This window comes from Sphingobium jiangsuense, assembly GCF_014196495.1.
Taxonomy (GTDB): domain Bacteria; phylum Pseudomonadota; class Alphaproteobacteria; order Sphingomonadales; family Sphingomonadaceae; genus Sphingobium; species Sphingobium jiangsuense.
In genome coordinates, this window is record NZ_JACIDT010000002.1 from 1 (window position 1) to 13962 (window position 13962).

Consider the following 13962-nt stretch of genomic DNA (forward strand, 5'->3'; position numbering starts at 1 on the left):
CACCGCAAGATCGCCGCTTAATATCAACCCCAGGACGAGGCCCGCACTCCGCTAATTTACGCCGCGAGTTGTGCCAAATGTTCTGACGACGGACAGTCTTTCCATTCCCGATGGACCTCAAGGATTTCCTGAACGCACTTCCGCGTGGCGGGAAAGAGAATGGGGATTCCCTGTGAGGGCTGCAAACCGTCCTTGCAGGCGCGAAGCCGCGCGGATTCCGAGGGAGAGTGAATATCCCTCAAATCACTGATTTAACATGAGAATATGGTGCCGCAGAAGGGACTCGAACCCCCGACCCCATCATTACGAATGACGTGCTCTACCAGCTGAGCTACTGCGGCGTTCCGACGGATGGTCCGTCCGGGACGGCGCTGCGCATAACAGCACCGGCCGGTGCTGGCAAGCCGGATCGTTCAGTCAGCGCAACGGTTGCTGCAAAACGGAGGTGAAAGGCGGTCCGCCGTCGCCCCTCCGCCGCGGTCGGTCGCTTTCTCCTCGCGCTTTCCGCGCGAAGCCTTTCTTTTATCAGAGTGTTAACCATGGCCATGCGACATTCGGGAAAGACTTATCGGCTCGTTGCAGCAGCTTGAACGGAAACCCTATGGACAGCTTACGCGGTCAGAACGAAATCGAGGCCAGCGCTCCTTATGAGGATGAGGCGATCGAGGCGCCGCCGGTCATCGCCGGGTCGGAACGTCGTATGCAGGTGCGCGCCTATAATTACTGGGTTTCGCTGCTCGGCAATCGGGGCTTTCCGTCGATAGAGGATCTGAACCCGGAGGAGATGGAGGATTTCGGCGCCTTCAGCGTGCTGCTGGACTTTTCGCTGGGGCTGGAAAATCCCGCGATCATCTATCTCGGCTCGGCGCTGCGCGACGAATGCGGCATCACCGGCACGATCGAGCGCATCGACCAGGTGCCGCCCCGTTCGCTGCTCTCGCGCCTGACGGACCATTATCTCCAGATCATCGCCAACGCCGCTCCGGTGGGATTCGAGGCCGAGTTCACCAACCAGCGCGGCGTCGAGATCATGTATCGCGGCATTTTGATGCCCTTTTCCTCCAATGACGAGACGATCGACTTCATCTACGGCGTCATCAACTGGAAGGAAGTCGCCAGCCAGACGATGCTCGACGGGCTGGGGGAAGAGATACGCGCGGCGCTCGCCAGCCCGGATGCGGCGCGGCAGGGGGATGGGGCGATCTGGGCCGAGGGGCCGTCGGCCACCGCCGATTTCGACCTTTCCGAACCGTTGGATGCGGAAGTGCTCGCCGTCGAAGCCCGGCAGGAAGAGGGCGCGGAACTGGACCTTGCCGCGTTCGAGCGGGAGGAGCCGCTCGACCTGGTGGATGTCGCGCCGGAACCCGCGCGGGACGAGCCGCTTGTCGATGTCGCGGACTGGGAAGCCGCCGTCGAGCACGATCCCATCGGCATAGAGGATATCGATCCGGTTCTGGATGCGGAGATGGATGCGGCCCCGCCCATGCCGGCCGAAGCGGCGGAGGAAGGGCTTTCCGCGCGGCTGACCCTCGCCCGGCAAAGCGCCGCCGAGGCGGGCGAGAATGACGCGCGCAGCCGCGTCGCCCTGTATCGCGCGATCGGCAACGCCTATGATTTCGCGCTCGAAGCCCGCGCCGCGCCGGAGGATTATGACGCGCTGCTGAAGGAGGCGGGCATCGCCGTGCAGGCGCGCAGCCCCAATACGGCGGTGATCAAGCTCGTCTTCGGCGCCGATCACGACAAGACGCGGATCGCCGAATATGCCTGCGCACTGGATTACGCCTTTGCGCGCGGCCTCGCCGGGGGAGAGCTGCCGGGACAGCTGCTGTCGCACGAAGGCGGCCTCAAGGGGCTGGTGCGCGATATGCGCGCCGAACGCCGGGCGGAAAGCGCGGCCGGAAAGACGGACCGCCCCGTCCGCCGGATCGACCGGGCGGTGCGGCGGCTGAGCGATGCCCATGCGGTGGACGCGGCGGCGCTGCCGTTCGACGAGCATGGCCTCGCCGTGGTGGTCGCCCGGCGCGAGGCGGATGGCGGGATCGCGCTGGTGGCCGGGGTCGACATGGCGGACAAGGCCGCACAGAAGATATTGATCGAGGCGAGCAAGGGCCTCTGAGGCCGGTCCGGTGGGCCTTCGCGCGCCGTCATCGCCTGAGGCCCGCCTGCCCGAAGGGGCGGCGCACCGGGCGTTGCCGTCGGCCGATGGCCCCTGCAGCTGTTGCCTTCCTGATGTTTACCGGCATGATGGAGCGGTCGAGGCCGGGACAGGCCGCCATGCCCCTTGCGGGCCGTGGCCGCGCTTTCCTTTCCTCGCACCATCGGAGCGATCATCGAAGCGTTTTGCAGGAGCGGATCGGATATGGCCAGGAAGGTTGCGGCGGAAGAGTCTCCGCTGACGGGCGCATTGGGCGAAGCGCTGGCGCAGGGCAGCCTGCCCGGCGAACGCGAGGATTTCAGCGCCGGGGAAATCCATGAGGCCGCGCTGTTCATGGCCCGCGCCGCCGCCACGCGGCACAATGGCGCGCCGTCGATCCTGATCGAGCAGAGGGGCGCCACCGACGCTGCGGCGAAAAAGGGCGACGCCGCGCGCGGCGGGCAGAAGCTGCACATCGCGATCGTCAATGACGACATGCCGTTCCTGGTCGACAGCATCGCCAACTGCCTCGCCCGGCAGGGCCTCATCATCCGGCGGCTGATGCATCCGGTGCTGAGCGTCGAGCGGGATGCGAAGGGCAGGCTGACCGGGATATTGCCCGACGACAGCCCCGGCGCGCGGCGGGAATCGATGATCTATATCGGCGTCGAGCGCACCACCGCGCGCCAGCGCGAGGGGCTGGAGGCGGAGATCGCCGGCACACTCGCCCATGTCCGCGCCGCCGTCGCCGACTGGGGGCGGATGCGCGAGGAACTGGCCGCCGACGCCGACCGGCTGGCCGATGACGAAGGCGCGGCGCTGCTGCGCTGGCTGCTCGCCCGCAACCTGACCCAGACCGGCTATCAGCGCTGCCAGCGCGACGGCAGCTGCGAGGCGACGCTGGGCATCGCCGCACTGGAGAGCGACCCGCTGCTCGCGCCCTCAACGATAGAGGCGGCGTTCAACTGGTTCGAGGAAGGCGGCCGCGCGCCGCTCATCGTCAAGAGCAACCGCGCCTCGCGCGTCCATCGCGCCGGGCTGCTCGACCTGTTCATCGTGCCGGTGCGCGAGGGCAAGACGATCCGCGCGCTGTCGATCCATGCGGGCATGTGGACCAGCGCCGCGCTGGCGACCGCGCCCGACCGGGTGCCGATGCTGCGTTCCGCGCTGGCCGCGCTGATGGAGAAATACGGATTCGATCCGGGCGGCCATGCGGGCAAGGCGTTGTTCCATGCGCTGACCGTGCTGCCGCACGACATCGTGATCGGCTTCGACCGGCACACGCTGGAGCGGCTGGCGCTGACGCTGATGTCGCTGTCCGACCGGCCCCGGCCCAAGCTGGTGCTGGCGACCTCCTCGCTGGCGCGGCATCTTTACGCCTTCGTCTGGATCGGCCGCGACGATGCGACCACCGCGCGCCGCATCGCCATTCAGGAAATGCTGGAAAAGGCGGCCAATGCGCCGCTGCTCGCCTGGTCCACCGCGCTGGAGGAAAGCGGCCTCGCGCTGCTGCGCTTCACGTTCGACCTGCGCGACGGCGGGGCGACGCCGGACGAGGCTCCGCTGGACGCGCAGATCAAGCATATGGTGCGCGGCTGGGCGCCCGCGATCGAGGATGCGCTGGCGCGGACCGAGGGGGCGGAGCGGGCCGAGCGGCTGGCCGATGTATATGCGGAGGGCTTCCCGCCCAATTACCGCTTCGGCTCCGGCCCGGAAGAGGCGGCGCTCGACATTGTGGAAATGGCAAAGCTGCGCGACGACGGGGACCGCCGCGTCCGCTTCTATCGCCGCGCCGAGGACCGGAGCGACGAGCTGCGGCTGAAGCTCTACAGCCGCGCGGCGATCACCCTGTCCGACGCGGTTCCGGCATTCGAGAATTTCGGCTTCCGCGTGATAGAGGAGATCACCACGCCGATCGCCGGGGGGGAATGCGGGCATATCCACCGCTTCCTGCTCGCCCGCCGCGATCGTGAGGCGGCCGCGCCCTTGCTCGACCGCGCCGGCATATTGCAGACCAGCCTTGCCTGCGTGCTGATGGGCGAGGCGGAGGACGACCGCTTCAACGAGCTGATCGTCTCGGTCGAGCTCGACCCGCGCGCCGCCGTGCTGCTGCGCGCCTTCTACCGCTATTTGCGGCAGACCGGCATGCCCTATGCGATCGATACCTTCGTCGAGACGCTGCGGCGCGAGCAGGCGGTGACGCGCGCGCTGGTGGACCTGTTCCACGCGCTGCACGATCCGGCGTTCGCGGGCGACCGGGAGGAGGTCGCGCACATTGCCGACGAGGCGGTGGTCGCGGGCCTCGCCGAGGTGTCGGCGATCGACGAGGACCGCATATTGCGCCTGATCCATGCGGTGATCCATGGTTGCCTGCGCACCAATTTCTTCGTCGACAGCGGGCGGCTGGCGCTGGCGTTCAAGATCGACAGCGCGCAGGTGCCCGGCCTGCCGAGGCCGGTGCCGTGGCGCGAAATCTGGGTCTATTCGCCCCGGCTGGAGGGCATCCACCTGCGCTCCGGCCCCGTGGCGCGAGGCGGGCTGCGCTGGTCCGACCGGCGCGACGATTTCCGCACCGAGATACTGGGCTTGATGAAGGCGCAGCGGGTGAAGAACGCGGTGATCGTGCCCGCGGGCGCGAAGGGCGGCTTCTACCCCAAGCAATTGCTCAGCCCGGCGGCGGACCGCGACGCGTGGCTGGCCGAGGGGACGGAAAGCTATCGCATCTTCGTCCGCTCGCTGCTGTCGGTGACGGACAATATCGTCGCCGACCAGGTGGTGCATCCCGACGGCATGGTGATCCGCGACGGCGATGACCCTTATTTCGTCGTCGCGGCGGACAAGGGCACGGCGAGCTTCTCCGACGTCGCCAACGCCATCGCGCTGGAGCGGGAATTCTGGCTGGGCGACGCGTTCGCCAGCGGCGGTTCCCACGGGTACGACCACAAGGCGATGGGCATCACCGCGCGCGGGGCATGGGTGTCCGTCACCCGCCACTTCGCGGAAATGGGCGTCGATGTGCAGAAGGACGCGGTGCGCGTCGTCGGCGTGGGCGACATGTCGGGCGACGTGTTCGGCAACGGCATGCTGCGCAGCAAGGCGATCAAGCTGGTCGCCGCCTTCGACCATCGCCACATCTTCATCGATCCGGATCCCGCCGACCCGGCGAAAAGCTGGAAGGAGCGGGCACGGCTGTTCAGGCTGCCCCGGTCGAGCTGGGACGATTATGACAAGGGCCTGATTTCGCAGGGCGGCGGCGTTTTTTCGCGCGGCCTGAAGAGCATCCCGCTCTCGCCCGAAATGCGCGCGCTGCTCGACGTGACCAACGAGGCGATGGACCCGGCCTCGCTCATCTCCGCTATCCTGCGCGCGCCGGTCGACCTACTGTTCTTCGGCGGCATCGGCACCTATGTGAAGGCGGCCGGGCAGAGCAACAGCGAGGTGGGCGACACCACCAACGACGCGCTGCGGGTGAACGGCGAGGATCTGCGCGCGAAGGTAGTGGGCGAGGGCGCGAATCTGGGCGTCACCCAAGCCGGGCGCATCGCCTTCGCGCTGAAGGGCGGGCGGATCAACGCCGACTTCATCGACAACAGCGCGGGCGTCGATTGCTCCGACAATGAGGTCAATATCAAGATCGCGCTCAACCGCGAGATGCGCGAGGGGCGGCTGAGCTTCGAGGATCGCAACGCGCTGCTGGAGGAAATGACCGACGCGGTGGCCGATCTGGTGCTGGAGGACAATCGCTTGCAGGCGCTGGGCCTTTCCATCGCCGAGCAGGGCGGGGTCGAGGCGCTGCCGAGCTATGTGCGGCTGATCGAGATATTCGAGGAAAGCGGCACGCTCGATCGCAAGGTGGAGGGGCTGGGGACCAACGACCAGCTGCTGCGCCGCGCGCAGGACGACAGGGGGCTGACCCGCCCGGAGCTGGCGGTGCTGCTCTCGACCGCGAAGCTGACCTTGCAGGACGCGATAGAGAAAGGCCCGCTGGCGGGCGACGAGAGCATGGGCGGCGACCTCGCCGCATCCTTCCCGCCGCAGATGCGGGAGCGGCAGGCCGAGGCCATCGCCCGCCACCAGCTGCGCGGCGAGATCATCGCGACCGAGCTGGCCAACCGCATCATCAACCGGCTGGGCCTCATCCATCCGTTCGAGCTGGCGGAGGAGGAAAGCTGTTCGCTCGCCGACATGGCGAGTGCCTTCGTGATCGCCGACCGCACCCATGACGTGCAGGCGCTGTGGGACAGCATCGACGCCCGCGACATGGCGGAAACCGGGCGGCTGGAGCTGCTGCGACTGATCGCGGTGGCGATGCGGGCGCAGATGGCCTCGATCATCCGCATCCTGCCCCCCGGCTTCACGCCGGGCGAAGGGGTGGCGGCGCTGCACCCCGGCATCGCCGCGCTGGCGCAGAAGGTGGACAGCCTGCTGACGGAGAATATGCTGGCGCTGGCCGGAGGGCTGGAGCGCGATCTTCAGACGCAGGGCGTGCCGCAGGATCTGGCGCAGCGTGTGTCGCTGCTGTTCAAGATGGACGGCGCCGTCGGCATCGCCAGCCTGGGCGCGCGGCTGGGCGGGGATGTCGTGCATCTGGCGAGCGCCTTCGTGCGGCTGGGCGATGCGTTCGGCATCGACTGGCTGCAATCGGTGGCGGCGCGGCTGCAACCGAGCGACCCGTGGGAGCGGCAGCTGCTTTCCGGCGTCACCCGCGATGTGCAGCAGGTGCGGCTCGACCTCTTGACGCGGCTGGGCGCGCACGATCCGGAGGCGGCGGTGCAGGCATGGCTGGAGGAGCATGCGGCCCGCATCGCCCAATATCGCCAGCAACTCGACCGCGCCCGTGCCGCCCCCGCGCCGCATGTGGCGATGCTGGCGGAACTGGCGGCGCATATCCGCACGCTGATGTCGCGGTGATCAGGAGGCGGTGAAAGCGGGATGATAGGCGACGGTTCCGGCGGGACTGTCGCCGTCGAAAGCGAGGCGCTGGAAATAGGCGGCTGGAACGCCCGGATAGCGCAGCGCAGGATCGGCGCGGAAGCCGAAGCGGCCATAATAGGCCGGATCGCCTAGCACGACGCAGCCTTCCGCGCCGCGCTCACGGAGTTGCCGCAACCCTTCGGCGATCAATGCCCGGCCGATACCGCCGTGCTGCCGGTCGGGCCGGACGGCCACCGGGCCAAGTCCGAACCAGCCGTCCGGCGATCGGTCGATGGTGACGGGCGAGAAGGCGGCATGACCGATGACATTGTCGCGCTCGGCGGCGACCAGCGACAGCGTGAGCGCGCCTGCGTCCCGCAGGGCGTCCACGATCGCGGCTTCCGTGCCGCTGCTGTGCGGCGCGCCGGTGAAGGCTGCGGTCACGAGGCTGCGGATGGCGGCGGCGTCGGACGGGCGTTCGGGACGAATGATCATGGCGCTCTTTATGGGGGAAAGGCCCGGCGTCTGCAAAGGCGGGAGGGGAATTATGCCTGGGATAAGAGCGGCTGCCCCGGCACCCTTCACCCTGCGCCGTTCGACAAGCTCAGGGCAGGCTGCTGACCCGGAGGGGGCGGACGCCCAAGGGCTGCTTTTCTCTTGGGGCAAGAAGAAGGGCAGGGCTTCGACAAACTCAGCCCGAACGGTTTTTTGTTCCTTTTAAGACCCGCAATAGCGCGCCCAGAGCCAGCTGCGGATCGCGCTCGCGAGATTGGCGGGCGGGTGCGTTTCCGTCGCGGCGCGGGTCAGCGCCTCGATCCGTTCCTCGTCGATGCGCGCGACCAGCGCGTTGAGCGCCAGCCCTTCCTCCGTTGCCGCGCGGCGCAGCGCGTGCCAGAACAGCGGTTCGAGGCTGATCGAGGTCTGATGACCGGAAATGGTGATGCTGTGCTTGACCGGACCAGCGAAAAGGGGACCGGCAGGAAGGGACGGGGCGGGGTCGCCTTGCGAGGGGGCGTCTTGCGCCACGTCTGCCGATCCCGCCCGTCCCGTTGCGTCAGTACATATGCTGGCCGCCGTTGATCGACAATGTCGACCCGGTGACGAAGCCCGCATCCTCGCTGCACAGGAAGGCGACGCCGCGCGCGATTTCCTCCGCATGGCCGAGGCGGCCGACCGGGATCTTCGCGACGATCTTTTCCAGCACGCCCTGCGGCACGGCGGCGACCATGTCGGTGTCGATATAGCCGGGCGCGAGCGCGTTCACGGTGACGCCGTATTTCGCGCCTTCCTGCGCCAGCGCCTTGGTGAAGCCGTGGATGCCGGATTTGGCGGCGGCATAGTTGACCTGCCCATATTGGCCCGCCTGCCCGTTGATCGAGCCGATATTGACGATGCGGCCCCATTTGCGGTCGCGCATGCCGGGGAAGATCGCCTTGGCCATGTTGAAGCAGCCGCCCAGGTTGACGCGGATCACCTCGTTCCAGTCGTCGAAGCTCATCTTCTGGATCACGCCGTCGCGGGTGATGCCCGCATTGTTGACCAGCACGTCGATCGGTCCATGGTCCTTTTCCACCTGCGCGCAGCCGTCGAGGCAGGCCTGATGATCGCCCACGTCCCATTTATAGGCGGCGATGCCGGTGCGGTCGGTGAATTCCCTGGCCCGCTGTTCGTTGCCGGCATAGTTGGCAACCACCGTCATCCCCTTGTCGCGCAGCGCGAGGCTGATCGCCTCTCCGATGCCGCGGGTCCCGCCGGTGACGATCGCAACTCTGCTCATACAGCTCTCCTGCTCAGTCCAAGGATGGAGGAGGCAACCAACCGGAAAGCTCCCGACGGATCATCCTCTCATAGAGATTTGTAGCCTCGGCTCCCGCGTTCAAACAAGGAAAATAGTGGAGCTTTTCCCCCCCATTTTCGCGAAAAAATTCCTCGCCCCGCAGGGCGATTTCCTCTAGAGTCTCGACGCAATCCGCAGAGAATCCGGGCGTCGCCACGGCAATCCGGCGCAGCCCCCTTGCGGCCATTTCCGCCAGCCTGGTTTCAGTCGACGGCTCCAGCCATTTGGCGCGTCCGAAGCGCGACTGGAAGCTCGTTTCGATTGGCCCCGCAAAGATATCGCGCAGCGCTTCTGTCAGCAGGCGCGAGGTGGCGAGGCAGTGCTCATAATAGGGGTCGCCCAGCGTGCGCGTGCGCTCCGGCATGCCGTGATAGCTGAGCAGCAGCGCATCGGGCGCGCGGTCCAACGTGGCAAGGCCGGCGCGGATGGTGGCGGCGATCGCCTCTATATAGGCGGGCTCGTCATGATAGGGCGGCAGCGTCCGTACCGCCGGTTGCGCGCGCAGGCCCGCCAGCACGGCGAACAGCGCGTCATTGGCGGTGGCGGTCGTCGCGCCGCAATATTGCGGATAGAGCGGCGCGAACAGCAGCCGCTCGACCCCGGCATCCAGCATCGCCCGCACCCGGTCCGCGATCGAGGGATTGCCGTAGCGCATCGCCCAGTCGACCCGCACGCCTTCGCCCGCGAAGCGTTCGGCCAGCGCGGCGGCGGTCGCGCTGGTGTAGACGGCGAGCGGCGAGCCTTCGTCCATCCACACCTGACGATAGGCATGGGCGGATTTCTTCGGCCGGGTGGTCAATATGACGCCCCGCAATATCGGCTGCCAGAGTAGGGGGGGCAATTCCACCACCCGCCGGTCGGACAGGAACTCCGCCAGATAGCGCCTGACCGCGCCCGGCTCCGGCGCGTCGGGGGTGCCGAGATTGACGATCAGCACGCCGATCTTCGGGGAGGAAGTGGAAGGGGCAGGGGACATGAGGATGGCTCCCGTCAGGCGGGGGGGATGAGCGGCAGGCTGCGGTGCCGCCGCCCGGTCAGGGTGAAGAGCGCCCCGGCGAGCGCGGGCGCCAGCGGCGGCACGCCGATCTGGCCGACGCCGGCCGGTTCCCCGTCGCCGGGGAGCAGTTCGACATGGATGGCGCCGACATGGGCGAGCCGGGGCAGGCCCAGCCGCCCCAATATCGCGCGGGCGGGCAGGCCCTGGTCATATTGGGCCGCGCAGCCCATCGCGGCGGCGAGGCCGAAGACGATGCCGCCCTCTATCTGCTGGCGGGCGATGTCGGGATGGGGCTGGGCACCGACATCGGCGACGGCGATGATCGATTTCGCCCGCAGCGCGCCATTCTCCATCCCGGCCTCGACCAGCAGCGCGATCGCGCCGCCGTCCATCCGGTGGCAGGCCAGCCCTTGTCCGCTGCCCGCGACGCCGCCCTGCCAGCCGCCCATGGCCGCCGCCGTGGTGAGGCATTGCGCCAGCTTCGGGTCGTGGCCCAGATGCTGCACGCGGAAGGACATCGGCTCTATCTCCGCCTTTTGCGCCAGCTCGTCCATGAAGGCCTCGGTGAAGAAGCAGGTGTAGCTGTCCGCCTGCCCGCGCCAGCGCCCGGTGGGCAGACCGATGGCGGCGGGATAATGATCGACGGCGATATTCGGGATCGCATAGGGCGCGGGCAGGCCCGACACCGCGCGCGCGTCAGCCTGCGCGGAAGCGCGGGCGGCGGCCTCCGTCGCGGGCGTGCGATGGGCGATGCGCGCCCATGTCTCGGCATCGGCGGCAGGCGCAGCGATCTTCACCGCCAGCCCGTCGATCATCCCGCCGGTGACGAGGCGCGCCGTCATGCGCGCATGGGCGGGCGGGCGCGGCCGGTCGGTGATGATGTCCTCGGCCCGCGACCAGAGCAGCTGCACCGGACGCTTCATCTCCCGCGCGATCAGCGCCGCCTGCACCGCCGCCTCATGATCCATGCGCCGGTCGAACGATCCGCCCGCCGACAGCGGGTAGAGGACCACTGCCTCCTCCGCCATGCCCAGCGCGTCGGCGACGGCGCGGCGGCAGAAGGCGGGCGCCTGGCTCGCGACCCAGATTTCCGCGCGGCCGTCGGAAACCCGCGCGGTGGCGCAGGGCGGCTCCATCGCCAGATGCAGCGCCGGGGCGACGCGATAGTCGGCGTGCAGCAGCCTTGCGCCGGAAAAGCTTTTGGCGAGGTCGCCCCGTTCGTGGATGCGCCTGCCCCGGTCGCCGTCGAACGCGTCCTCCAGCGCCTGCGCGATCGCCTTGCTGTCGGCGGGCGGCGTGTCCGTCTCGAATGTCGGATCGAGCAGGTCGAGCGCCTTGTTCGCGGCCCACCAGTTGGTCGCGACGGCGGCCACCCACTGGTCGCGCTTCACCAGTTGCAGGAAGCCCGTGATCTTCGCCGCCTCGGCCTCCTTCGTAGAAACGAGGCGCACCGCGCCCGGCGGCCCCTGCCGGATCGAGGCGAACAGCATGTCGGGCAGGCGGATGTCGGCGGCGAAATTATGCGATCCGTCGACCTTGGAAGGAAGGTCGAGCCGGGGCACGTCCTGCCCCAGCAGCCTTTTATTGTCATCGTCCGGCGAGCGTTCGGGCAGGATGTCGGGCAGGGAAAAGCCCGCCGCCTCCGACGCCAGCTCGCCGATGCGCAGCTTGCGCTGTCCGTCGGTGACGAGGCCGTCGACGATGGAGCAGCTTTCCCACGACACGTCCCAGCGCGCCGCCGCCGCCTTGCACAGCAGCACCCGTGCCGCCGCGCCCGCGTCGCGATAGCTTTGCGCGAAGGCCCGGACGGAGGTGGAGCCGCCGGTCAGCATCATCGCCTCGCGCGTCGCGATTTGTTCCAGTACCCAGTCGCCCGCGCCGCCCGCAAGGCGCGACCAGTCGTTGGCGAGGAACTGCCTGGCCAGCAGCACATTGGCGTAGAGCGGGCTGATCGGCGCGCCCTGCACCGCAACCGTGCGCCAGTCGGCGCCCAGCTCGTCGGCGAGGATCTGCGGCAGCACGGTGGTGACGCCCTGGCCCATTTCCAGCTGCGGCACGACGACGATGATCTGCCCGGCGGTGTCGATCTTCAGAAAGGCGTTGATCAGGGTTTCGTTGGCGCCCTTCGCCAGATTGGGGCGATAGCTGCGCGGCCAGACGCCCCACGCGATCAGCAGCCCCGCCGCCGCGCCCCCGCCGATCAGCAGCATGCGCCGGTCGATGGCCGCGCCGATCGCCCCCCCGATCGCCTCCACGCCGCCGCTTTTCCTGTGCTGCCCTGATGATCGACGCATGCCGCCTGATAGCCAGCGCGCGCGGCAAAGGCAAAGGCGAAACGGCGGGTCGGAGCAGGCGGGATGCTCGCCGCGAGGTAACGGATTGGTCTTGAAGCGATATCGCCATTTGCGAGGGGGATTTGATAGGGAACGCCATGCTCCCTTCCCGTCCGGAACCTTCCTCCGTTCGGGCTGAGCGTGTCGAAGCCCTGTCCTTCTTTTGGAGGGAGGAAAGAAGGAAGGACAGCCCTTCTACAGGCTCAGGGCGAACGGATGTTGTGCCGGAAGCGGGCGGGCTCGCTGCGTAATGAAGCCGTCTGTCCGGGCTTCCCGCTCAGCCCACCGGCGGCAACCCCAGCCGGGGGATATCGATCGCGGGGCAGCGGTCCATCACCACCTTGAGGCCCGCCGCCTCGGCGCGATCCGCCGCCGCCGGGTTGATGACGCCCAGTTGCAGCCATACCGATTTCGCGCCGATGGCGATGGCTTCGTCCACCGTTTCCCCGGCGGCCTCGCTGTTGCGGAAGATGTCCACCATGTCGACCGGCTCGCCGATGTCGGCAAGGGCGCCGATCACCGTCTGGCCGTGGAGCGTCGTCCCGGCCAGCTTGGGATTGACCGGGATGACGCGATACCCCTGCGCCAGCAGGAAATGCATCACCCCGTTGCTGGGCCTGCCGACGCGCTCCGACGCGCCGACCAGCGCGATGGTGCGCGTCGAGGAAAGCAGATCGGCGATATCCCGGTCGGTCGAAAGCGGCATGGCGCGCTCCTGTCTCATCCCGTCATGGCGGATGAGGCAGGGTAGGGGTTAAGCCTGCCGCCTGTCCAGCCATTCCTTGACCCGCCCGGCCAGCGCCATGAACGGTTCGGCGTCCGGTCCGGTTCCGGCGGCGGGCGGCGTTCCCGCGTCCGACGCGGTGCGGATGGCGATGGAGAGCGGGATGCGGGCGAGGAAGGCCATGCCCATCACTCCGGCCGCGCTTTCCGCGCCGCCCGATCCGAACGGGTCGGAAATCTCGCCGCAATGGGGGCAGGCATAGCCCGCCATATTCTCGACGAGGCCGATCATCGGCACATGCGCCTGCTCGAACAGGTTGACCGCGCGGGTGGCGTCGATCAGCGCCAGGTCCTGCGGGGTGGAGACGATAACGACGCCGGCGGGCTTATGCTTCTGGATCATCGAAAGCTGCACGTCGCCGGTGCCCGGCGGCATATCGACGATCAGCACCTCGGCATCGTCCCAGCGGGCGTCGATCATCTGGCCGAGCGCATTGGCCGCCATCGGCCCGCGCCACGCGATCGCCTGCCCCGGCTGGACGAGGTGGCCCATCGACAGCATCGGCACGCCCGCGCCCCGGATCGGGATGAGCTGCTTTTCCTCCGCCTGCGGCTTTTCGCCCTCGCTGGCGAGCAGGCGCGGCTGCGACGGGCCGTATATATCGGCATCGACCAGCCCGACGCGCACCCCCAGCTTCGCCAGCGCGATCGCCAGATTGGCCGAGACGGTCGATTTGCCGACCCCGCCCTTGCCGGAGGCGACGGCGACGATCGCGCGATCCCGCTTTTCCGCCGTTTGCGCGATTCGAACGTCCTCGACGCCGGGGACGGCGCGAGCTTCCCGCTCCACCGCCTCGGCCATCGCCACGCGCGCGTCGCGGGCAAGGCCGCTGACGTCCAGCACCAGCGTCAGCACGCCGTCGCGCAGGCGCGGGGTGCTGGTGCGGTTGCCGGTCAGGCTCGCAAGGCGTTGGGAAAGGGCGCTCAGGTCGGTCATGAATTGCCCCATATGCGATTAATCATG

Annotated in this window: 9 protein-coding genes and 1 tRNA gene; 2 read left to right on the top strand and 8 right to left on the bottom strand. The window is 68.3% G+C overall.

Translation table 11 applies throughout. The annotated features are described in order from the left end of the window. Positions 1 to 265 precede the first annotated feature (265 nt). Positions 266 to 341 (bottom strand) — tRNA-Thr (locus GGR43_RS02400). Between the two features lie 260 nt (positions 342 to 601). Here GGR43_RS02400 and GGR43_RS02405 point away from each other — a divergent pair. Together GGR43_RS02405 and GGR43_RS02410 are read left to right on the top strand one after the other, a co-directional pair. Beyond that, positions 602 to 2116: a PAS domain-containing protein gene (locus GGR43_RS02405; RefSeq protein WP_188070368.1), complete on the top strand. Its 1515-nt coding sequence runs from the start codon at positions 602 to 604 to the stop codon at positions 2114 to 2116. 243 nt (positions 2117 to 2359) lie between these two features. Further along, positions 2360 to 7045, top strand: a complete 4686-nt coding sequence (locus GGR43_RS02410; protein ID WP_188070369.1) for an NAD-glutamate dehydrogenase — start codon at positions 2360 to 2362, stop codon at positions 7043 to 7045. On the opposite strand, the gene GGR43_RS02415 is transcribed toward GGR43_RS02410, so the two are convergent. The 7 genes from GGR43_RS02415 to GGR43_RS02445 form a co-directional block, all read right to left on the bottom strand. Next, positions 7046 to 7543 carry a GNAT family N-acetyltransferase gene (locus tag GGR43_RS02415; RefSeq protein ID WP_188070370.1) on the bottom strand — a complete coding sequence of 166 codons (498 nt, stop codon included), beginning with the start codon at positions 7541 to 7543 and terminating at the stop codon, positions 7046 to 7048. 222 nt (positions 7544 to 7765) lie between these two features. Then, positions 7766 to 8074 carry a ribbon-helix-helix domain-containing protein gene (locus GGR43_RS02420; protein ID WP_284278712.1) on the bottom strand — a complete coding sequence of 103 codons (309 nt, stop codon included), beginning with the start codon at positions 8072 to 8074 and terminating at the stop codon, positions 7766 to 7768. Positions 8075 to 8102: 28 nt separating this feature from the next. Further along, complete coding sequence (phbB, locus tag GGR43_RS02425) at positions 8103 to 8825, bottom strand: acetoacetyl-CoA reductase (protein ID WP_188070372.1); 723 nt, start codon at positions 8823 to 8825, stop codon at positions 8103 to 8105. Positions 8826 to 8838: 13 nt separating this feature from the next. Continuing rightward, the gene (hemH, locus tag GGR43_RS02430; RefSeq protein ID WP_188070373.1) at positions 8839 to 9861 is read right to left on the bottom strand and encodes a ferrochelatase; all 1023 of its coding nucleotides are present in this window, start codon (positions 9859 to 9861) and stop codon (positions 8839 to 8841) included. 14 nt (positions 9862 to 9875) lie between these two features. Beyond that, positions 9876 to 12092 carry a xanthine dehydrogenase family protein molybdopterin-binding subunit gene (locus GGR43_RS02435; protein ID WP_246343322.1) on the bottom strand — a complete coding sequence of 739 codons (2217 nt, stop codon included), beginning with the start codon at positions 12090 to 12092 and terminating at the stop codon, positions 9876 to 9878. Between the two features lie 400 nt (positions 12093 to 12492). After that, on the bottom strand, positions 12493 to 12921 hold the full coding sequence (locus GGR43_RS02440) for a CoA-binding protein (RefSeq protein WP_188070375.1): 429 nt from the start codon (positions 12919 to 12921) through the stop codon (positions 12493 to 12495). A 48-nt stretch (positions 12922 to 12969) separates the two neighbouring features. Next, a complete protein-coding gene (locus GGR43_RS02445; RefSeq protein ID WP_188070376.1) occupies positions 12970 to 13935 on the bottom strand; it encodes an Mrp/NBP35 family ATP-binding protein in 966 nt (321 codons plus the stop codon). Between the last annotated feature and the right edge of the window lie 27 nt (positions 13936 to 13962).